Source organism: Mycolicibacterium septicum DSM 44393 (assembly GCF_000455325.1).
Taxonomy (GTDB): domain Bacteria; phylum Actinomycetota; class Actinomycetes; order Mycobacteriales; family Mycobacteriaceae; genus Mycobacterium; species Mycobacterium septicum.
The window spans coordinates 4,080,958-4,102,623 of the sequence record NZ_HG322951.1 but is presented as its reverse complement, the minus strand read 5'-3'; the positions used below and the strand labels follow the sequence as shown (position 1 = coordinate 4,102,623).

At 67.3% G+C, this 21,666-nt stretch carries 19 protein-coding genes and 1 riboswitch; of the genes, 15 read left to right on the top strand and 4 right to left on the bottom strand.

Annotated features, from left to right (window positions below; genetic code table 11):
- The 4 genes from TX88_RS35215 to TX88_RS19380 all read left to right on the top strand — a co-directional run.
- A partial coding sequence (locus TX88_RS35215; protein ID WP_244438532.1) for a LysM peptidoglycan-binding domain-containing protein occupies positions 1-158 on the top strand: 158 nt, incomplete at its 5' end.
- A 188-nt stretch (positions 159-346) separates the two neighbouring features.
- Positions 347-1,009 carry an Rv1815 family serine proteinase gene (locus TX88_RS19390; RefSeq protein WP_110918100.1) on the top strand — a complete coding sequence of 221 codons (663 nt, stop codon included), beginning with the start codon at positions 347-349 and terminating at the stop codon, positions 1,007-1,009.
- Positions 1,010-1,113: 104 nt separating this feature from the next.
- Complete coding sequence (locus tag TX88_RS19385; RefSeq protein ID WP_044519591.1) at positions 1,114-1,608, top strand: VOC family protein; 495 nt, start codon at positions 1,114-1,116, stop codon at positions 1,606-1,608.
- Positions 1,605-3,092, top strand: coding sequence for an FAD-binding protein (locus TX88_RS19380; RefSeq protein ID WP_044518833.1), 1,488 nt, complete (start codon positions 1,605-1,607; stop codon positions 3,090-3,092). The genes TX88_RS19385 and TX88_RS19380 overlap by 4 nt, the downstream gene beginning before the upstream one ends.
- Positions 3,093-3,105: 13 nt before the next feature.
- On the opposite strand, the gene TX88_RS19375 is transcribed toward TX88_RS19380, so the two are convergent.
- Together TX88_RS19375 and TX88_RS19370 are read right to left on the bottom strand one after the other, a co-directional pair.
- Complete coding sequence (locus TX88_RS19375) at positions 3,106-5,019, bottom strand: ABC transporter ATP-binding protein/permease (RefSeq protein WP_044518832.1); 1,914 nt, start codon at positions 5,017-5,019, stop codon at positions 3,106-3,108.
- A gap of 32 nt (positions 5,020-5,051) precedes the next feature.
- Complete coding sequence (locus TX88_RS19370; RefSeq protein ID WP_044518831.1) at positions 5,052-6,983, bottom strand: ABC transporter ATP-binding protein/permease; 1,932 nt, start codon at positions 6,981-6,983, stop codon at positions 5,052-5,054.
- Positions 6,984-7,081: 98 nt separating this feature from the next.
- Here TX88_RS19370 and secA2 point away from each other — a divergent pair, with 98 nt between their 5' ends.
- The 11 genes from secA2 (at position 7,082) to gcvP (ending at position 18,853) form a co-directional block, all read left to right on the top strand.
- Positions 7,082-9,427 carry an accessory Sec system translocase SecA2 gene (gene secA2 / locus TX88_RS19365; protein WP_044518830.1) on the top strand — a complete coding sequence of 782 codons (2,346 nt, stop codon included), beginning with the start codon at positions 7,082-7,084 and terminating at the stop codon, positions 9,425-9,427.
- Positions 9,428-9,436: 9 nt separating this feature from the next.
- Positions 9,437-10,066, top strand: coding sequence for a CDP-alcohol phosphatidyltransferase family protein (locus tag TX88_RS19360; RefSeq protein WP_044518829.1), 630 nt, complete (start codon positions 9,437-9,439; stop codon positions 10,064-10,066).
- The gene (locus TX88_RS19355; protein ID WP_044518828.1) at positions 10,063-10,962 is read left to right on the top strand and encodes a DUF881 domain-containing protein; all 900 of its coding nucleotides are present in this window, start codon (positions 10,063-10,065) and stop codon (positions 10,960-10,962) included. The genes TX88_RS19360 and TX88_RS19355 overlap by 4 nt, the downstream gene beginning before the upstream one ends.
- A 28-nt stretch (positions 10,963-10,990) precedes the next feature.
- Positions 10,991-11,323 carry a small basic family protein gene (locus TX88_RS19350; RefSeq protein WP_003882035.1) on the top strand — a complete coding sequence of 111 codons (333 nt, stop codon included), beginning with the start codon at positions 10,991-10,993 and terminating at the stop codon, positions 11,321-11,323.
- A 229-nt stretch (positions 11,324-11,552) separates the two neighbouring features.
- Positions 11,553-12,305, top strand: a complete 753-nt coding sequence (locus TX88_RS19340; protein ID WP_044519589.1) for a DUF881 domain-containing protein — start codon at positions 11,553-11,555, stop codon at positions 12,303-12,305.
- Positions 12,306-12,342: 37 nt separating this feature from the next.
- The gene (gene gcvH, locus TX88_RS19335; protein WP_036449745.1) at positions 12,343-12,738 is read left to right on the top strand and encodes a glycine cleavage system protein GcvH; all 396 of its coding nucleotides are present in this window, start codon (positions 12,343-12,345) and stop codon (positions 12,736-12,738) included.
- A gap of 189 nt (positions 12,739-12,927) precedes the next feature.
- Entirely contained in the window at positions 12,928-13,407 is a 480-nt protein-coding gene (garA, locus tag TX88_RS19330; protein ID WP_044518825.1) for a glycogen accumulation regulator GarA, read from the top strand.
- A gap of 3 nt (positions 13,408-13,410) precedes the next feature.
- Complete coding sequence (gene ftsR / locus TX88_RS19325; protein WP_044518824.1) at positions 13,411-14,160, top strand: transcriptional regulator FtsR; 750 nt, start codon at positions 13,411-13,413, stop codon at positions 14,158-14,160.
- Positions 14,161-14,283: 123 nt separating this feature from the next.
- A complete protein-coding gene (locus TX88_RS19320; RefSeq protein ID WP_044518823.1) occupies positions 14,284-14,778 on the top strand; it encodes a bifunctional nuclease family protein in 495 nt (164 codons plus the stop codon).
- A 255-nt stretch (positions 14,779-15,033) separates the two neighbouring features.
- Entirely contained in the window at positions 15,034-15,654 is a 621-nt protein-coding gene (locus TX88_RS19315; protein ID WP_036387126.1) for a MerR family transcriptional regulator, read from the top strand.
- Between the two features lie 116 nt (positions 15,655-15,770).
- A riboswitch (glycine riboswitch) is annotated at positions 15,771-15,869 on the top strand.
- 152 nt (positions 15,870-16,021) lie between these two features.
- Entirely contained in the window at positions 16,022-18,853 is a 2,832-nt protein-coding gene (gcvP, locus tag TX88_RS19310; protein WP_044518820.1) for an aminomethyl-transferring glycine dehydrogenase, read from the top strand.
- 9 nt (positions 18,854-18,862) lie between these two features.
- On the opposite strand, the gene TX88_RS19305 is transcribed toward gcvP, so the two are convergent.
- Positions 18,863-19,285 (bottom strand): EVE domain-containing protein, encoded by a 423-nt coding sequence (locus TX88_RS19305; RefSeq protein ID WP_044518819.1) that lies wholly within the window; start codon positions 19,283-19,285, stop codon positions 18,863-18,865.
- Positions 19,286-19,328: 43 nt separating this feature from the next.
- Positions 19,329-21,620: a substrate-binding domain-containing protein gene (locus TX88_RS19300; protein ID WP_044518818.1), complete on the bottom strand. Its 2,292-nt coding sequence runs from the start codon at positions 21,618-21,620 to the stop codon at positions 19,329-19,331.
- Positions 21,621-21,666 lie beyond the last annotated feature (46 nt).

The following is a 21,666-nucleotide window of genomic DNA, read 5'->3' as shown; positions in this document are numbered from 1 at the left end:
CCGAGCCGCGGACCTACACCGTGGTTTCCGGTGACACCCTCTGGGCGATCGCCGAGCGGTTCTACGGGGACGGCAACAAGTACCAGCAGATCGCCGATGCCAGCGGCGTCGCCAACCCTGACCTGATTCACCCGGGCCAGGTTCTGACGATTCCCTGACCTGGAACAGATGCACGGCCCGGATCTTCGTGGTCCGGGCCGTCGTCGTTTTCGGCCCGTGGATACGGGTACCCGCGGTAACGAAGTTGCCGTCCGACCGATATTGAAGTCGGTAGGGTGACTTTCACCACGTCCGAAAACGAGGGAGGCCGGCCGTGAACAGTTGGCTTGGTGGGGCGATGCGGGCGATGGCGGGGGTGCCGGTGGCAGGGCTGCTGGTATGTCCGGTTCCGACGGCCGCGGCGGCAGGTTCGCTGGTGTATCCCGGGATGGAGATCCGGCAGGGCACCAATTTGTGCACTCTGGGCTTCGTGGACCCGGCGAGCCGGGTCGGGTTCACCGCGGGGCATTGCCGCGCCGGCGGACCGGTGAACGACCGGGACGGCAATTTCATCGGGCACATGGGTTCGTTCCGGGACAACACGCCCGACGGGGCCACCGTCGACACCAATCACATGATCTCCGACTGGGAGACCATCCAGCTGGCCGGCGACGTCGTGGTGAACAACATCCTGCCGGGTGGACGGATGCTCGTGGAGGATCCGGCGGTGGTGCCGACACCGGGTGCCCCCGTCTGCCATTTCGGGGTGGTGACCGGGGAGACCTGCGGCACCATCGAGGCCGTCAACAACGGCTGGTTCACCATGGCCAACGGCGTGGTCAGCCAGAAGGGTGATTCCGGAGGGCCGGTGTACATCGTCACGCCGGACGGCCGCGCTGCCATCGTGGGGATGTTCAACAGCACGTGGGGCAACTACCCGGCCGCCGTATCGTGGCAGAACGCCAGCGGGCAGGCCCGCAGCGACGGCGCGCCACTCGGCGAGGTGTCGAATCTGGTCGGGCAACCCTGACCGGTGTGAACCGGATGCCCGGCGGCGCCCGCCCTGAGCCTGGCGAAACCCAGAACTAGAACACGTTCTAGCTTTCGCGCCGGGTGGGCGATATTCTCATGGCGATGCTTAATCAGACACCTGTCCAGATCGCCTGGGTGACCGCCGATCTGGACGCCACCGAACAAGCGCTGACCACCCTGCTGGGGGCGCGTCGGTGGGTGCGCATGCCCGCGGTGCATTTCGGCCCCGAGGCCTGCAGCTACCGGGGCCGGCCCGCCGATTTCGTGGCCGACATCTCGCTGAGCTACGCCGGTGACACCCAGTTGGAGCTCATCGCACCGGTGCGCGGCGAGAGCATCTACACCGAGTTCCTGGACCGCCACGGCGCAGGACTGCACCACATCTGCATCGAGGCGGCCGACGCGCAGGCATTCGAGGCGAAACTGCGCGATTCCGAGGCCGGCGGGACACCGGTCGTCTGCCAGGGTGAGATGCCCGGAGGCATGAGATTCGCCTACCTGTCGGCCGCTGGGGCCGGGGTGCCGTATCTGGAGATCGCTTACATACCGCCCGAGATCCGGGCGTTCTTCGAGTATGTGAAACAGGAGCAGCAGTGAAGGAAATCCCCGAGGTCGTCGAGGCTACGGACGTCGAATCCTGGTCCGACGAGTTCGACGTCGTGGTGATCGGGTTCGGCATCGCCGGAGGTTGCGCAGCGGTCAGTGCCGCGGCGCAGGGGGCCCGCGTCCTGGTGCTGGAGAAGGCCGCTGCGGCCGGCGGGACCACCGCGATGGCCGGTGGGCACTTCTACCTCGGCGGCGGCACCGCCGTGCAGGAGGCGACCGGCCACCCGGACACCGCCGACGAGATGTACAAGTACCTGGTCGCGGTCTCGCGCGAACCGGATCTGGACAAGATCCGCGCCTACTGCGACGGCAGCGTCGAACATTTCAATTGGCTTGAGGCGCTGGGCTTCCAGTTCGAGCGCAGCTTCTACCCGGGCAAGGTGGTGGTGCCCCCGGGTACCGAGGGGCTGTCCTACACCGGCAACGAGAAGGTGTGGCCGTTCACCGAGCAAGCCAAGCCGGCTCCGCGTGGGCACTCGGTGCCCGTACCGGGGGAGTTGGGCGGCGCCGCGATGGTGATCGACCTCCTGCTCAAACGCGCCGAGACGCTGGGTGTCACCATCCGCTACGAGGTCGGGGCCACCAATCTGATCGTCGACGGCAGCGCGGAGGACCGCACAGTGGTGGGCGTGAAGTGGAAGCACTTCGGCGAAACTGGTTGTGTGAAGGCGAAATCGGTCATCATCACCGCCGGTGGCTTCGCGATGAACCCCGAGATGGTCGCCGAATACACCCCGGCGCTCGGCAAGAAGCGTCGCACCAAGCACCACGGTGAGGTCGAGCCCTACATCCTGGGCAACCCGAACGACGACGGCCTGGGCATCCGGATGGGCGTCGCCGCAGGCGGCGTGGCCAACGGTATGGACCAGCTGTTCATCACCGCCGCGGCCTACCCTCCGGAGATCCTGCTGACCGGCGTCATCGTCAACAACCAGGGGCAACGCTTCGTCACCGAGGACTCCTACCACTCGCGTACCTCGGCGTTCGTCCTGGAACAGCCTGATCAGCAGGCCTACCTGATCGTGGACGAGGCACACATGGAGATGCCAGCCATGCCGCTGATCCAGTTCATCGACGGCTACGAGACGATCGCCGAAACCGAAGAGGCACTGGGTATTCCGGCCGGGAACCTGGCCGCGACCCTGGAGCGCTACAACAAGGACGCGGCCAACGGCGAGGATCCCGACTTCCACAAGCAGCCCGACTACATCGCGGCACAGGACAAGGGACCGTACGCGGCGTTCAACCTGTCGCTCGGCATCGCCATGTACTCCGGATTCACCATGGGCGGGCTGACCGTGTCGATCGACGGCGAGGTGCTGCGGGAGGACGGCAGCGTCATCACGGGCCTGTACGCGGCGGGCGCCTGTGCCTCCAACATCGCCCAGGACGGCAAGGGATACGCCAGCGGTGTGCAGCTCGGCGAAGGGTCGTTCTTCGGACGCCGCGCCGGTACCCACGCGGCGGCGCGGTAGCCGGCGCGATCCGTCAGGTCGGCGAGCCGACCGGCGTGAGGTTCCACCGACCGTCGCCGAGCAGTTCCAGGCGACGATCGTGGAGCCGGTTGACGCTGTCTCGATGGCTGATGCTGACCACGATGCAGTCGGGTAACTGGGTGCGCAGCGTCGTGTACAAGGCGTGCTGCTGACCGGCGTCGAGTGCCGAGGTGGCCTCGTCGAGGAACACCGCCGACGGTTTGGCCAGCAGAACCCGGGCGAACGCGATCCGCTGCTGTTCGCCCGGGGACAGCACCTTTCCCCAATCGGCGTCCTCATCGAGACGGGACGTCAGGTTTCCCAGCGCGACGGCGTCGAGCGCGGCCCGGATCTCGTCGTCGCTGTAGGCGCCGGCCGGCGAGGGGTAGCAGGCCACCGTCCGCAGATCGCCGAGCGGGGCATAGGGGAGTTGGGACAGGAACATGACCCCGCCCTGCTCGGGATACCGCACCGTGCCGGATCCGTACGGCCACAGCCGTGCCAGGCTGCGCAGGAGCGTCGTCTTGCCGGTTCCGGACGGCCCGGTGATGACCAGCGAGTCACCGGGAGCAAGCTGCATGTCGAGATCGTGCAGCAGCAGATCGCCGTCGGGCGACCGCACTTCGACGTCCTCGAGTTCGACCCCGCCGTTGGCGCTCACCCCGGTATCCAATCGTGGTAGGGCCCTTGCCTGTTCGTTCGCGGCCAGCAGGCCGTCGAGGCGGATGATGGCGGCCCGGTAGCCCGCGAACGCGTCGTACACCGACCGGAAGAAGCTCAGGGAACTCTGCACCCGGTTGAAGGCACTCGATGACTGCAGCACGTCGCCGTAGGTCAGTTGACCCGCGAACAGCCGCGGCGCCTGGATGATCAGCGGGAGCGGGTCGATGATCTGGTTGATGGACCGATTCCAGCCGAGGAACGCGACCCCGCGGAGCACGAGCCTGCGGTAGTTGGAGATGACCCTGGCGAACCGGTCGGCCAGTGTGGCTCGTTCGGTGCGTTCGCCGTGATAGAAACCGACCGCCTCGGCGCCGTCGCGAACCCGCACGAGGGCGTACCGGAATGCGGCGTTGGTGAGCGAGTTGCGGAAGGTCAGGCGGATCATCGGCCTGCCGATCCAGATCGCCACGACCGTCGTGATCGCCACCCACAGCAGCGCGATCCAGAACAACGCCTTCGGCACCGTGATGCCCAGAATCGTCAACGGCCCTGCGAGATTCCACAGGATCGGCGTGAACGCCACGACCGAGACGAGCGAGTACACCGATCCGAACAGCAGCGTCTGGGCGGTGGCGACGGTCGGCGTGTTGGTCTCGGGTCCGGTACCGGTGGTGAAGACGTCGATGTCCTGCTGGATGCGCTGATCCGGGTTGTCGATCGGGGTGCCGCCGAAGCCGCCGATGAATCGGCCGCGATAGTAGGCGCGTTGATCCAGCCAGTCGCCGGTGAGCCGGTTGGTGAGCCAGACCCGCCACCGAACGATGAAGTACTGCATCAGATACAGGTCGAGCAGGGTGCGGGTGATGTCGGCCGTGACCAGCATCGCGAAGATCAGGATCGACTGCCAGAAACCGTCGATTCCCGAACGGCGCACCGCTTCATCGCCGGAACCCGCGCCGGAGAACGCCACCTGCAGCGCCGTGGTCTGGTCGTTGAGGTAGTAGCTGAACAACACGTCCATGCGCACCGAGAGCATCACCGACAGCAGCAGCACTCCGAGCAGCGCCCATACCGGAATGCTCTGGCGCCCAATGAAATAACCACCCGTGACCCGCCAGAACTGGCGGCCCCACGTGGTGATGCGGGCCAACACGGCCAGGACGGCCACGAGTGCCACCGCGCCGATCGCCCACGCCTTGAGGACCCAGAACAGCGACGCAAGGATTTCGTTGCCCCAGTCCAGCGACTGGGTGAACATCTCCATACCCCCGGAAGTTACCGGGAATTACCGCCTGATCAGGGTTGCTTGACCAGGTCGGCCGTGTCGTCCTCGACTCGGCCGAGTCGCCATTCGCCGTCACCCAGCAGTTCGAGTTCGTGGGTGTGGTGCTGCTCGACGGTCGTGCGGTGGCTGACACTGACCAAGATCGTGTTGGGGAGTTCGGTGCGCACCCGCTGATAGAGCATGTACTCAAGACCCTCGTCGAGCGCGGAGGTCGACTCGTCGAGGAACACGACCTTGGGCTTGACGAGCAGGATGCGGGCGAACGCGATCCGTTGCTGCTCACCGGGAGACAGCACCTTGGCCCAGTCCTGGACCTCGTCGAGTCGGTCGACCAGGTGCGCCAACGCCACCTCTTCGAGCGTCCGCTTGAGTGTCTCGTCGTCGACGGTGCACTCCTCGCCGGGATAGGTGACCACGGCGCGCAGGTCTCCGAGCGGCACGTACGGGAGCTGGGACAGGAACATCGTCTCGTTCGGGCCGCACGGACGGGTCAGGGTGCCCGAGGTGAACGGCCACAGCTCGGCAAGGCTTCGCAGCAGGGTGGTCTTGCCGCTGCCGGACTGGCCGGTGATCACCAATGTGTCGCCGACCTGCAGGTGCAGGTCGAGCGGCTTGATGAGCTGCTTCCCGTCCGGCGTGCGGACCTCGACATCGGTGAGCTTCACCGTGCCGTCGACGCATGGCAGGGTGGTCACCTCCGGCAATGCCCGGCCCGCTTCGTTGGCCACGACGAGCCCGTGCAGACGCATGATCGCGGCCCGGTAGCCGGCGAACTGGTCGTAGGCATTACGGAAGAACGACAGCCCGTCGAGCAGGCTTCGGAAGGCGCTGGCCGTCTGGTTCAGCGCGCCGAGGGTGATCTCGCCGCTGTAGAACCGCGGGAATTGCACGATGTAGGGGATGAGCTCCTGGGCCTGGTCGATGGAGTTGTTCCAGCCCTGGAACTTGATCATCCGGTTGATGTAGCTCCGGTAGTTCGACAGGACCGGTGCGAACAGCTTCCGCAGGCCGGTCCGCTCGGCGATCTCCCCGCGGTAGAAGGCCACTGCCTCGGAGGCGTCGCGCAGCCGCACCAGCGCATAGCGGAAGGCCGCGTTGTACTTCTCGTTGTTGAAGGCCAGCCGGATGATCGGCCGGCCGAGCCAGAATGCCACCACTGTGGCGAACAGGACGTAGACGATGCCGATCCAGAAGATCGCCCGCGGCAGTTCGATCCCGACGAGGGGCAAGGTGACGCCACCGGACAGGTTCCACAGAATCGCCGTGAACGAAATCATCGAGGCCACCGAGTAGATGGAGCCGAACAGCAGGGTGTTCGTGGAGCCGGCGCTGGGACGGTTCGGCAGCGAGTCGATGCCCGCGGTGAAAGTGTCGATGTCGGCCTGGATGCGCTGGTCCGGATTGTCGATGGTGTCGTCGATGAAGCGCGTCCGGTAATAGGCTTTGCCGTCCAGCCAGTCACCGGTGAGCCGGCTGGTCAGCCAGGCCCGCCAGCGCAGCATGAAGCGTTGGGCCATATAGATGTCGAGCATGATCCGGGCGATGTGGATCGCGGCCAGTAGCGCGAAGACGCCGAGGGACAGCCAGAAACCGTCTTTACCGGACACCTTCACGGCCTCGTTGCCGCTGGAGATGCCACCGGCGATGACCTGGAAGCTGGTCATCATGTCGTTGCCCTGATAGCTGAAGAGCACCGCCAGCCGCACCCCGGTGATCACCGACAGCAGCAGCGCCCCCAGCCAAGCCCACACGATCACACTGTCGCGCCCGGTGAAATACTCGCGGGTGATCCGCCAGAACTGCCTGCCCCAGGTGGTGAACCTCGCGATCAGGACCAGGATCACCAAGGTGCAGGCCGCGGTGATCAGCCAGCCTTTGGCGATCCACACCAGCGACGTCACGAGCTCGACGCTCCAATCGAGCGTGGGACTGAACATCTCCATGCGGGCAAGGTACCCCGCAATGCTGCGACGGGCGGTGCGGAGTGCTCAGCGGGACCGGTCGCGTTCGCGGCCCACTGACCTCCGCGTACCGTGAACATGTGCCGAAGACGTCCAACGCCAAACCGGGCCGCGTGAGCAGCAAGTTCTGGAAGCTATTAGGGGCCAGTACCGAGCGGAATCAAGCCCGGTCGCTCTCAGAGGTGAAGGGTGCAGCCGAATTCGAGGACAAGGCTGCCGGACTCGACGACGAACAGCTCACCAAGGCCGCCAAGCTGCTTGAGCTGCAAGACCTGGCCGCGTCCGCGGACATGCCGCAGTTCCTGGCGCTGGCGCGCGAAGCCGCCGAACGGACCACCGGTCTGCGTCCTTTTGACGTGCAGCTGCTCGCGGCGCTGCGCATGCTCGCCGGCGACATCGTCGAGATGGCCACCGGTGAGGGCAAGACCCTGGCCGGAGCGATCGCGGCGGCCGGTTACGCCATCGGCGGCAGGCATGTCCACGTCATCACCATCAACGACTATCTGGCGCGACGCGATGCCGAGTGGATGACCCCGCTGCTGGAGGCGCTGGGGCTCACGGTCGGCTGGATCACCGCGGACTCCACGGCCGAGCAGCGCCGGGAGGCTTACGAGTGCAACGTCACCTACGCCTCGGTCAACGAGATCGGTTTCGACGTGCTGCGTGATCAGCTGGTCACCGACGTCGCCGACCTGGTCTCCCCGAACCCCGACGTGGCCCTGATCGACGAGGCCGACTCGGTGCTGGTCGACGAGGCGCTGGTGCCGCTGGTGCTGGCCGGCACCAGCCACCGGGAACAGCCGCGTGTCGAGGTGATCCGCATGGTCGGCGACCTCACTGCGGGGACGGATTTCGACACAGACGACGACAACCGCAACGTGCACCTCACCGAGGCCGGTGCCCGCAAGCTGGAGGCCCGGCTCGGCAACATCGACCTGTACTCCGAGGAGCACGTCGCCACGACGCTGACCGAGGTCAACGTCGCGCTGCACGCCCATGTGCTGCTGCAGCGCGATGTGCACTACATCGTCCGGGACGGTGCGGTCCACCTGATCAACGCGTCCCGCGGGCGCATCGCCTCACTGCAGCGGTGGCCGGACGGCCTGCAGGCCGCCGTCGAGGCCAAGGAAGGCATCGAGACCACGGAGACCGGCGAGGTGCTCGACACCATCACGGTCCAGGCGCTGGTCAACCGCTATCCGACGGTGTGCGGCATGACCGGTACCGCGCTGGCCGCCGGCGAGCAGCTGCGCCAGTTTTACAAGCTCGGGGTGTCGCCGATCCCGCCGAACAAGCCCAACGTCCGCGAGGACGAGACCGACCGGGTGTACCTGACCGAGGCGGCCAAGAATCACGCCATCGTCGAGCACATCGCCGAGGTGCACGAGACCGGTCAGCCGGTGCTGGTCGGCACCCACGACGTCGCCGAGTCCGAGGACCTGCACCGCAGGCTGGTCAAGGCGGGCGTCCCCGCCGTCGTGCTCAACGCCAAGAACGACGCCGAAGAGGCGGCCGTGATCGCCGAGGCGGGCAAGTTGGGCTCGGTGACGGTGTCCACCCAGATGGCAGGCCGCGGCACCGACATCCGGCTGGGCGGATCCGAGGCGGCCGATGACTCTGCCGAGAAGGAGAAGGTGGCCGACCTCGGCGGACTGCACGTCGTCGGCACCGGCCGCCACCACACCGAGCGGCTCGACAATCAGCTGCGCGGGCGCGCCGGGCGCCAGGGCGACCCCGGCTCGACGGTGTTCTTCTCCAGCTGGGAAGACGAGGTGGTGGCCTCTCACCTGGACGACACCAAGCTGCCCACCGAGACCGACGAGGACGGCCGGATCACCGCGCCCAAGGCGGCGGGTCTGCTCGACCACGCGCAGCGCGTGGCCGAGGGCAGGCTGCTCGACGTGCACGCCAACACCTGGCGCTACAACCAGTTGATCGCGCAGCAGCGCGCCATCATCGTGGACCGTCGCGAAACCCTGCTGCGTACCGACACCGCACGTCAGGAGCTGAAAGAACGCTCACCGGAGCGCTACGCCAAGCTGGCCGAGGACCTCGGCGAGGACGGTGAGGACAAGCTGGAGAAGATCTGCCGGCTGATCATGCTGTATCACCTGGACCGGGGCTGGTGTGACCACCTGGCCTTCCTCGCCGACATCCGGGAGAGCATCCACCTGCGGGCGCTGGGCCGCCAGAACCCGCTCGACGAGTTCCACCGGATGGCCGTCGACGCGTTCGCCTCGCTGGCCGCCGACGCCATCGAGGCTGCCCAGCAGACCTTCGACACGGCGGACTCGATCGAGGACGAGCCGGGCATCGACCTGTCCAAGCTCGCGCGGCCGACGTCGACGTGGACCTACATGGTCCACGACAATCCGCTCAACGACGACACGATGTCGGCGCTGAGCCTGCCGGGTGTATTCCGCTAGGTTTTAGGCATGGAACACGCGCCTGCTCCTGAGGGCAGGAGCGCGACGAGTCGGGCCGCCTCATCCGGGCCGGATCGGGTGCTGACCGTGCCCAATGCGCTCAGTGTGCTGCGGCTGCTGCTGGTGCCGGTGTTCCTGTGGCTGCTGTTCGGTGCGCACGCCAACGGGTGGGCCGTCGCGGTCCTCATGTTCAGTGGCTTCTCCGACTGGGCCGACGGCAAGATCGCGCGCCTGGTCGACAACCAGTCCTCGCGGCTCGGCGAACTGCTCGACCCCCTCGTCGACCGCATCTACATGGTCACCGTCCCGGTCGCGCTGGCGCTGTACGGCGTGGTGCCGTGGTGGCTGGTGCTGACCCTGCTGGGGCGTGATGTGCTGCTGGCGGCGACGCTGCCGCTGTTGCGCAGCCGGGGACTGACCGCCCTGCCGGTGACATATCTGGGCAAGGCCGCCACTTTCGCGCTGATGTCGGCATTCCCGTGGGTGCTGCTCGGCCAGTGGGACGCGACGTGGAGCCGGGTGGCACTGGCCTGCGGCTGGGCCTTCCTGCTGTGGGGCGTGGCGCTGTATCTGTGGTCGGCGGTGCTGTATCTGATACAGGTGACGATGGTGGTGCGACAACTCCCCGCCCGGTCATGAGCACCCTGGGCGGCTACGAGTCAGGGGCGGGGCTCAACGACCATGAGGCCCACGCCCCCAAGCGCATTCCGCTGCCCTCGCTCCTGAGGTCGTTGCTGACCGACCATCTCGATCCCGGTTATGCCGCGGCAGCCGCGGCTCGGGAAGCCGGTGACCGCCCGCGCAGGCGGTTCGGCGATTTCGCCTGGATGCTGGTGGGCGCGGGCGCGATCGCCACCGTGTTCGCCGTGGCGGCCGGTCAGGCCCAGACCGCGGCCCCGGCCGCCCGGGAAGCCCAGCACACGCTGGCAGGCCGGGTGCGGGCGGCTCAGATCGGTGCTGACAAGGCCAGTTCCGAGCGCAACGCACTCGTGGATCAGGTGGACGCCGAGCGCCGCAGCAGGCTCGGCATGGACGAGAACGGCCAGCGTCTGCTCGGCAGCCTGGACACGGCCAACATCGAAGCCGCGGCCATTCCGATGATCGGTCCCGGGCTGACCGTCACGGTCACCGACCCCGGCCTGTCCAAAGATCTGAGCGACGTGTCCAAACAGCGGGTTGCCGGTGGTCAGCAGATCATTCTCGACAGAGATCTGCAGCTGGTGGTGAACTCGCTGTGGGCCAGTGGGGCAGAGGCGGTTTCGGTGGGCGGCGTGCGGGTCGGTGCCGGTGTCACGATTCGCCAGGCGGGTGGAGGGATTCTGGTCGACAACCAGCCGATCACGAGTCCGTATGTCATTGTGGCCATCGGACCGCCGAAGGGGATGGCCGATACTTTCGATCGCACTCCGGGTCTGCAGCGGCTGCGGCTGCTGGAGACCTCCTACGGGGTCGGAGTGAACGTGAGTGCGGGCGACGGGCTGACCGTGCCCGCGGTGTCGGTACGAGATGTCAACTTCGCCAAACAGATTGGATAGGCCTGACGTGCACAGGATTGACCGTTAGATGATCGGGATCGTCGCACTGGTCGTCGGGATCGTGCTCGGGTTGGTATTCCACCCGAGCGTTCCCGAGTTCGTCGAGCCGTACCTTCCGATCGCCGTGGTGGCAGCACTCGATGCGGTCTTCGGCGGGTTGAGGGCCTATCTGGAGCGGATATTCGACGCCAAGGTGTTCGTGGTGTCGTTCGTGTTCAACGTGCTGGTCGCCGCGTTGATCGTCTACGTCGGCGATCAATTGGGCGTCGGTACCCAGTTGTCGACGGCGATCATCGTGGTCCTCGGCATCCGGATCTTCGGCAACGCCGCGGCGCTGCGGCGCAGGTTGTTCGGCGCCTGACATGAGCGAACCCGAATCTCCGCCCCCGGCCGAGCCGGACGAGCCTGCCGGCGCCCCCGAGCCGGAGCAGCCCGAAGCGCAGGCTGATGCCCAGCCCGCGGCTCAGGCCGAACAAGCTCAGGCCGAAAAAGCTCCGGCCGAACAAGCGCAGCCCGAAAAAGCTCCGGCCGAACAGGCGCCGCCGGAACACCAGCCGGACCATCATGCCGAGCACCACGGCCGCCATGAGATGCCCGCGGATGTCTCGCCACGCCGGTTCCGGAATCTTCGGATCGTGCGCCGCAGCCGTTCGCAGCTGATGTTCGGCGGCCTCGGGGTGCTGCTGTGCATTCTGCTGGGCATGGCGATCGTCACACAGGTTCGCCAGAACGAGTCCGGGGATTCGCTGGAGACCGCCCGGCCGGCGGATCTGCTGGTGCTGCTGGATTCTCTGCAGCAACGTGAGGGCTCGCTCAACACCGAGGTCGCCGACCTGCAGCGGACCCTGCAGCAGTTACAGGCCTCCGGCAGCAGCGATCAGGCCGCGATCGAGAACGCGCAGTCCCGGCTGGAGGCGCTGTCCATCCAGATCGGCACGGTGGCGGCGACGGGCCCCGGAGTGACGCTCACCATAGAGGACAACGCGCCCGGGGTGCCTGCCGAGACGATGCTCGATGTGATCAACGAGCTGCGTGCCGCCGGGGCCGAGGCCATCGAGATCCGCGGCGGCGATCAGCAATCCGCGGTGCGGGTGGGCCTGGACACCTGGATCATCGGTGCGCCTGGGGCGCTCACCGCCGACGACGTGACCCTGCGGCCGCCGTATTCTGTTCTGGCGATAGGGGATCCGCCGACGCTGGCGGCCGCGATGAACATTCCCGGCGGGGCAATGGACAGCGTCAAGCGCGTCGGCGGCACGATGGTGGTACAACAAGCCGAGCGTGTCGACGTCACCGCCTTGCGGCAACCGAAACCACGCCAATACGCTCAGCCCGTCAAGTGAGTACAGCAACCCATCGCCCGACAACCAAAGGAGCGCCGTGAGCGAGATCCCAGCCGACCTGTACTACACCTCGGAGCACGAGTGGGTACTGCGTACCGGTGACGACACGGTGCGCGTCGGCATCACCGATTACGCGCAGTCCGCCCTGGGCGATGTGGTGTTCGTGCAGCTGCCCGACGTCGGTGCCCAGCTGGCAGCCGGCGATGCGTTCGGCGAGGTCGAGTCGACCAAGTCGGTGTCGGACCTGTACGCCCCCGTCGCGGCGAAAGTCGTTGCGGTCAACGGTGATCTGGACGGTAGCCCGCAGCTGGTCAACTCCGACCCCTACGGCGAAGGCTGGCTGGTCGATCTGCGGCTCGAGGAGGGCACGCTCGAGGACGCCCTGGCCGGTTTGCTCGACGCGGACGGCTACCGCGCCGCCGTGACCGAGTGAGTAATTGTTAGGGTTTCCACGGCCGGTCGCCAAGACCGGTTGGGCCGTGCCCGGCGCGCAGATATCTTCCCCATCGGATCCGGCGGTGGTGGACCCAACGATGCCTGATGCGCGGTACGGTCGACATGAGACCGACGATGGGCTGGGGCCACGCCGGGCAACGCCACAGCAGCCAGTGAGGAGCAGCGGGTGACGGACAAGGACAGCAATTTGGGGGCCGACCAGTCGGAGGACGTGACGGTGGAAACCACATCGGTTTTCCGCGCGGACTTCTTGAACGAACTGGATGCGCCCGCCGCGGCCGGTACCGAAGGCGCCGTATCCGGTGTCGAGGGCCTGCCCGCGGGTTCGGCATTGCTCGTCGTCAAGCGCGGACCGAACGCCGGATCGCGTTTCCTGCTCGATCAGCCGACCACGTCGGCGGGGCGTCACCCGGACAGCGATATTTTTCTCGATGACGTGACGGTGAGCCGCCGACACGCCGAGTTCCGGTTGGAGAGCAGCGAGTTCCAGGTTGTCGACGTCGGCAGCCTCAACGGGACGTATGTCAACCGCGAGCCGGTCGATTCGGCCGTGCTCGCCAACGGCGACGAGGTGCAGATCGGGAAGTTCCGGCTGGTGTTCCTCACCGGTCCCCGGTCTGACGACGACAGCGGCTCCGCCAGCTAGCCGATGACTGCCCCCGACAGACCTGCACTGGCCGGGATGTCGATCGGCGCAGTGCTGGACCTGCTGCGGGGCGACTTTCCGGACATCAGCATCTCCAAGATCCGATTCCTCGAGGCAGAGGGACTGGTCACGCCGCAGCGCACCGCGTCGGGGTACCGGCGGTTCACCGCGTACGACTGTGCGCGGTTGAGGTTCATCCTGACCGCGCAGCGTGACCAGTACCTGCCGTTGAAGGTGATCAAGGCCCAGTTGGACGCCCAACCCGACGGTGAGTTGCCACAGGCGGGATCCGCCTACGGTGTGCCGCGTCTGGTGCCGGTATCCGAGGGTGGGGACGGCTCGGCGGACGGCGCCGCCGGTGTTTCGGCGGTGGCGCCGCCCCAGGTCCGGCTGTCCCGTGAAGATCTGTTGGCCCGGTCGGGCATCGACGACGAGATGCTGGGGGCGCTGGTGCGCAACGGCATCATCACCGCCGGGCCCGCTGGGCTTTTCGACGAACATTCGGTGGTGATCGCGCAGTGCGCGCGCGCCCTCGGTGACTACGGTGTCGAGCCCCGACACCTGCGGGCTTTCCGCTCCGCGGCGGACCGGCAATCTGACCTGATCGCCCAGATCGCGGGCCCGGTGGGCAAGGCGGGCAAGGCCGGAGCCCGCGACCGCGCCGACGATCTGGCGCGTGAGGTGGCCGCCCTGGCGATCACCCTGCACACGTCGCTCATCAAGTCCGCCGTACGCGACGTTCTGGATCGCTGAGGACTAGACTCGTTTTGACGGCCAGTTCGTCTACGTCGGGACCCCTGGCAATGTGGTGATGGCGGACGGTGCGACGGACGAAGATTCGACGAAACGGCACGGCGGTGCGGAGGGCAGGCACAGATGGCTGAGGTTCGCGTGGTCGGCATTCGGGTGGAACAGCCGCAGAACCAGCCCGTGTTGCTTTTGCGGGAATCCAATGGTGATCGCTACCTACCGATCTGGATCGGGCAGTCGGAGGCTGCCGCGATCGCGCTGGAACAGCAGGGCGTCGAGCCCGCCCGGCCGCTCACCCACGACCTGATCCGAGATGTCATTACCGCCCTTGGGCATTCGCTCAAAGAGGTGCGGATCGTCGACCTGCAGGAAGGCACCTTCTACGCCGACCTGATCTTCGACCGCGACATCAAGGTGTCGGCCAGGCCCTCGGACTCGGTGGCGATCGCCCTGCGTGTCGGCGTCCCGATCTACGTGGAGGAGGCGGTGCTGGCCGAGGCCGGCCTGCTGATCCCCGACGAGAACGACGAAGAGGCTGCCGGGACCGTCCGCGAGGACGAGGTCGAGAAGTTCAAGGAATTCCTGGACAGCGTTTCCCCGGACGACTTCAAGGCCACATGACCGTCGCCCGGGCCGCTGCGCCGTCGCAGATCACGGATACGTCTCAAGTAGGCATACCGGTGTCAACACGCGGCGCGGGAGCCAATCGGGCGGGAATTCGGGCGCCATACTTTCTCTGCAGCGGGCAATCAGGGCTCGGCGGGAAGCGTATGCTCGACACATTCGAGCTCGCAGCAAACCGCCGCGGCACAGGTGGCCGCGGTACATGACTTAGCAGTACGACGCGGGCGAGTTCGAACGGCGAGAGGATTCACAGTGGGTGACACGCCACGGCAGGAAGAGCTGGATCTGACCACCGGGAGCGGCGCGGAGCCGCCTGTCAGGCCGGCTGGCGAACCCGTGCAGGGTGGGCTGTTCCCCGACGATTCGGTTCCTGACGAACTCGTCGGTTACCGCGGCCCCAGCGCGTGCCAGATCGCCGGGATCACCTACCGGCAGCTCGATTACTGGGCGCGCACCTCCCTGGTGGTTCCCTCCATCCGGGGCGCGGCCGGTTCGGGCAGCCAGCGCCTCTACTCGTTCAAGGACGTTCTGGTCCTCAAGATCGTCAAGCGGTTGCTCGACACCGGCATCTCGTTGCACAACATCCGGGTCGCGGTCGACCACCTGCGCCAGCGCGGCGTGCAGGATCTGGCCAACATCACCCTGTTCTCCGACGGCACCACGGTCTACGAGTGCACGTCCGCCGAAGAGGTTGTCGACCTGCTGCAGGGCGGTCAGGGCGTGTTCGGCATCGCGGTATCCGGCGCCATGCGCGAGCTGACCGGCACCATCGCCGATTTCCCGGGTGAGCGTGCCGACGGCGGCGAGTCCATCGCATCACCCGAGGATGAGCTGGCGTCGCGGCGCAAAAGCCGCGACCGCAAGATCGGCTGACCCTCCCTCCCGACCAGACACCTAGGCGCCCCGCATCCGGTGATGCGGGGCACCTGCGCGTCGGCACGCGGGTATGCGGAGAAGCCGGTGGATGCCCGGTAGGATGAGGGACGCATCGCCCTCGCGCGGGAGAGCTTCGTGACAGCCAGCCACGGACGCCGAAGGAGCAATACCTCTCCGTCAACCTCTCAGGCACCCAGGACCGCGCCAGGCCCCGATGCCTCTGGAAAGTGGTGCCCCCTGGGCACCCGCCCATGGGGAAAAGTCCCGTACCGGGGCTGAATCTCTCAGGCACCCGGACCGGGTCGACGACAGAGGGAGAGGGACTGTAGGACGTCTGAGCACGTCTGCGCCTCAGGAGAGTGTCGTGTCCGACCAGCATCAATCGCGTTTCTCCGATCGTCACATCGGCCCGGACGCCTCCGCCGTCAGCACCATGCTCGACGTGATCGGCGTGGCCTCCCTCGACGAGCTCGCCGCCAAGGCGCTTCCGGCAGGCATCCTCGACGCGCTGTCCTCCGGTGGTGTCGCCCCGGGCCTGGAGGGTCTGCCCGCGCCGGCCACCGAGGAGGAGTCACTGGCCGAGCTGCGCGCGTTGGCCGACTCCAACACGACCGCGGTCTCGATGATCGGTCAGGGCTATTTCGACACCTTCACGCCCGCCGTGCTGCGGCGCAACATTCTTGAGAACCCCGCCTGGTACACCGCGTACACGCCGTACCAGCCCGAGATCAGCCAGGGCCGTCTCGAGGTCCTGCTGAACTTCCAGACCATGGTCTCGGATCTGACCGCACTCGAGGTGGCCAACGCCTCGATGCTCGACGAGGGCACCGCCGCGGCCGAGGCCATGACGCTGATGCACCGCGCGACCAAGTCCAAGGCGAATCGACTCCTGGTCGACAACGACGTGTACGCGCAGACCGCGGCCGTGCTGGCCACCCGGGCGGAGCCGCTCGGCATCGAGATCGTCACGGCCGATCTGCGCCAGGGACTTCCGGATGGCGAGTTCTTCGGTGTCATCGTGCAACTGCCCGGGGCGAGTGGGCGTGTCGTGGACTGGGCGAGCTTGGTCTCGGATTCCCACGAGCGCGGCGCCCTTGTCGCCGTCGGTGCCGACCTGCTGGCTCTGACCGTGATCACCCCGCCCGGCGAGATCGGCGCCGACGTGGCCTTCGGAACGACCCAACGGTTCGGCGTGCCAATGGGATTCGGTGGACCCCACGCCGGCTATCTCGCCGTGCACGCCAAGCACGCCCGGCAGTTGCCGGGCCGGCTGGTCGGCGTCTCCGTCGACGCGGACGGCGCGCCGGCCTACCGCCTGGCGCTGCAGACCCGCGAGCAGCACATCCGCCGGGACAAGGCGACCAGCAACATCTGTACCGCACAGGTGCTGCTGGCGGTGATGGCCGCGATGTACGCCAGCTATCACGGCGCTCAAGGACTGACCGCGATCGCCCGCCGCGTGCACGGCCACGCCTCGGCGATCGCCGGCGCGCTCGGCGATGCGCTGGTGCACGACAAGTACTTCGACACCGTGCTGGCCCGGGTTCCCGGACGCGCCGACGCGGTGGTCGAGGCCGCCAAGGCCAAGGGGATCAACCTGTGGCGCGTGGACGCCGATCACGTGTCGGTGTCCTGCGACGAGGCGACCACGGATGCGCATGTGGCCGCGGTCCTGGGGGCGTTCGATGTCTCCGCCGCCGAGCCGGTGTCGGCAGGCATCGTGACGCGGACCTCGGAGTTCCTCACGCACCCGGCGTTCAACAAGTACCGCACCGAGACCGAGATGATGCGTTACCTCCGGGCACTCGCGGACAAGGATATCGCCTTGGACCGCAGCATGATTCCGCTGGGCTCGTGCACGATGAAGCTCAACGCGGCCGCCGAGATGGAGCCGATCACCTGGCCCGAGTTCGGCCGTCAGCACCCGTTCGCGCCGGCATCGGACACCCCGGGATTGCGCAAACTGATCGCCGATCTGCAGGACTGGCTCACCGGGATCACCGGCTACGACCAGATCTCATTGCAGCCCAACGCCGGATCTCAGGGTGAGTACGCCGGACTACTGGCTATCAAGGCCTACCACGTCTCACGCGGAGACACCGATCGCGACCTGTGCCTGATCCCGTCGAGCGCGCACGGCACCAACGCGGCCTCGGCGGCGCTGGCCGGCATGCGCGTCGTGGTGGTGGCCTGCCGTGAGAACGGCGACGTCGACCTCGACGACCTGCGCGCGAAGATCGCCGAACACGCCGATCGTGTTGCGGCGCTGATGATCACCTACCCGTCCACGCACGGGGTGTACGAGCACGACGTCGCCGACATCTGCGCGGCGGTGCACGACGTGGGCGGACAGGTCTACGTGGACGGGGCCAACCTCAACGCGCTGGTCGGCCTGGCACGGCCGGGCCGCTTCGGCGGTGACGTCAGCCATCTGAACCTGCACAAGACGTTCTGCATCCCGCACGGCGGCGGCGGGCCCGGTGTCGGGCCGGTCGCGGTGCGTGAGCATCTGGCTCCGTTCCTGCCGGGCCATCCGCTGGCCGACGAACTGCCCGATGAGCACACCGTGTCGTCGGCACCGTACGGGTCGGCGTCGATCCTGCCGATCACCTGGGCCTACATCCGGATGATGGGCGCCGAAGGCCTTCGCGCGGCGACCCTGACCGCGATCGCGTCGGCCAACTACGTGGCCCGCAGGCTCGACGAGTACTACCCGGTCCTCTACACCGGCGAGAACGGCATGGTCGCCCACGAGTGCATCCTGGATCTGCGCGGGATCACCAAGGCCACCGGCGTGACCGTCGACGATGTGGCAAAGCGACTGGCGGACTACGGTTTCCACGCACCGACCATGAGCTTCCCGGTGGCAGGCACGTTGATGGTCGAGCCGACCGAGAGCGAGAGCCTGGCCGAGGTCGACGCGTTCTGCGACGCGATGATCGCCATCCGCGCCGAGATCGACCGGGTCGGCTCGGGGGAGTGGTCGGTGGACGACAACCCCTTGCGCGGCGCCCCGCACACCGCCGAGTGCCTGCTGGTGGCCGACTGGGACCACCCCTACACCCGCGAGCAGGCTGCCTACCCGCTGGGCAAGGGATTCCGTCCCAAGGTCTGGCCGCCGGTGCGGCGCATCGACGGCGCCTACGGTGACCGGAACCTGGTGTGTTCCTGCCCGCCGGTCGAGGCGTTCGCCTGACGGCCCCTGTCAGGGTGACGGGGTCATCGCCGAACGGATGAGCTCGAAGTCGTGTCGGTCGATGCTGAACAGGCCGAACCGGAACCGGTAGCCCCAGCGGCGCTTGTCCTCGATGAAATCGAGTTCGTCGATGAGCGGCCGGATGGGTGTCTCGACGCAGTCGGCGAATGCCACATGGCGTCGGTACGGATGGAAGTCGGGACTCAATTCGACTTGGTAGGGCTCGTCGTCGGTGACTGTTCCGAGTGCCGTGAACGTCTGCAGCACGGCGCCGTCGGGGTAGTCCGACTTGGGTGAGTAGAAGATGATCTCGTCACCGCGACTGAGCCGACGGACCCCGTCGGCCTTTCCGTGGTTGGCCTGCGTGAAGCCACCGGCGACGGCCCGCAGTACGTGCGTCCGGCTGATGGTGTTGATCCAGTACGCGGTCACAGCGCCACGTTAACCGTGACGTGTGACATCGCCTGCTCGCGGATCAGCCCAGTAGGGTGTTGACGGCGGTGGCCAACTCGGGCGAGGCCGAGCTGGAGATGTGTTGGTAGGTGCCGCTACTCGCCTGCGCGACAGCCTCCCAGGTGGCCCGGTCGGAGCTGCTGCCGAAATCGATCACGTTGACCGCGATCGGGCGGGCAGGGTCGAATGCGCCGCGGATGTACTCCTGCAGCCCGGCCCCGTCCAGGCTCTGATCGGTGTGTGGCCCGGTGGTGATCACCAGAATCGAGTTGGTCTGGCCCTCACGGTATTTCGACAGTGCCTCGGTGTAGAGCATCCGCAGCGTGGTGAACGACACCGCGCCGCCACCGGACGCGGACTGTTCGTCCAGCGTCGAGGTCAGCGCATCGGAGCGGCGTTGACCGCTCACCGGTTCGGCCAGCGGCCCGGTCGAGATCTCGGAGCGGCCCTCGGTGCCGTCGAAGGTCCACAACCCGACCGAGGCGGTGTCCGGCAGTGCCTTGAGCCGGCTGTCGAGCGCGGCCACGACGTTGGCCAACCGGGACTTGCCGCCCTCCTCGGTGGGCATCGACTGGTCGAGCATGATGGTGACCGCCGGATTCCCAGACGGCGCGGCCGTCGAGTTCGCCAGCGTCACCCGCATGGTGTTGTCACCGATCGACAGCGGCGCCGCGAGCTGGGAGAACCCGGTGACGTCGCTGGACGGCGGCGTCGTTCCCTCGGCGCGGAACCCGGCCTTGGCGAGCTCGGCCAGCTGCTCCGGCTTGCGCAGATAGCGGGCGAACTCGTTGGCCGCGGTGACCTGTTCCTTCTCCAGCCAGTCTCCGGCCAGCAGCACCGTCGGGTAGTCGGCGGTGGCGGTCGGTCCGGGCGGCAGCCAGCCGGCCAACGAGGACTTGGCGTTGTCGAGCGAGGTGCCCCGCTGGAAGATCTGCTGTTCGGTGGTGGCCACCGCGTGCACCGGCGCGGTCGCCGGATCGGAGGCATTGAGCAGCGCGTCCATGGCGGTTCCCAGCTCGGAGTCGTCGAGTTTGGGCTGCCCGCGGAGCAGGCTGTTGACACCGCTCATGCCCGAGGTCGCCGGTGCGCCCGCGGGGGCAGATGCCGCGGCGACGGCCTCGACGGCCAGGGCGGCGGCATCGCCGTTGCTGTGGGTCGGCAGTGCGAGTTTGAGTGTGCCCCAACCGGGTAGCTTGAGCGCGTTCATCGCTGCCGGGCTGCTCTGCAGTTGCGGCAGGGTGGCCCAGGTCTGTTGTGCCAGTGCGTCCTTGAGCTGCGGACGGACCGCGAGCAGAACCGGTGAGGTGACCAGGGAGCGGCTGTCGCTGACCGTCTTGGCGCCGGCGGTCGCCTCCAGCCGCGCCTCGGCGATGCTGCTCGCCGGAATCCACAGCGCCGGACGGTCGCCGAGCTCGCTCGGCCACGCGTTGGCGAAGCCACTGACCACCCGGTCGGAATCGGCGGACTGCACGCGCACCTTGACGCAGCGGTCACCCACGGGGCTGACCGACTCGTTGTAGGTGTTGGCCAGTCCCTCGATGCGGGACGAGATGGTGGGGTCGGCGATCACGGCGACCCCGAGTTCGCCGTCGACGCAGCGCGCGGCCGCGGCGTCGCTGCGGCCGGCGAGGACGTCACCGAAGAACTTCCACAGGATCATTGCGCCGACCACGGCCACCACGGTGCACAGCGCGACGATCACGCCGATGCTGACACCGCGACGCCCGGACTCGACAGCGCGGTGGCTGCCGGTCCATTCACCGTCCCAGTCGCCGCGCTGGCGACTCGTCGGGGTGGACGGGGGTGGCGGTTCGGAGACCGCGCCGAACTGCGCGGTCGGTTGATCATCGGCGTAGTCGTCGCCGTCGGAATACTCGTCGGAATAGTCCGCGGCATAGCCGTCGTCGGCAGGGGCGTACTTGCCGCGGTAGCCGTCGACGTATTCGTCTTCGTAGCCCTCGTCGTCCTCGGCGTAATCGGCTTCGTCGTACTCCGCTTCTTCGTAATCGGCGTATTCCGAATCGCGATAGTCGGATTCGTAGTCGTCGTCACCGTCGGCGTACTGGGGCGTGCGGTAATCGGGCTCGGCCCGGTACCCCCGGTCGTCCCGGTAGTCAGGCCCCTCGCGGTACCCGGGCGCATCCCGGTACCCGCGATCGGCCTGATGCCCGGGCGTGTCGAATTCGTCTCCGGCGCGCCGTGACTGGTCGCCGCGGGGACGCTCGTACTCGCCGGAGTGACCGGAGTCGCCGACGGGCCCGTGGTCGGGCTCGTCGGGGGCATCCTCAGGGTCGGGAATGCTGTGCCTGCCCATTCCTAACCCCTGTACGTCTCGCGCCGACTAGTCATCCGGACCCGCC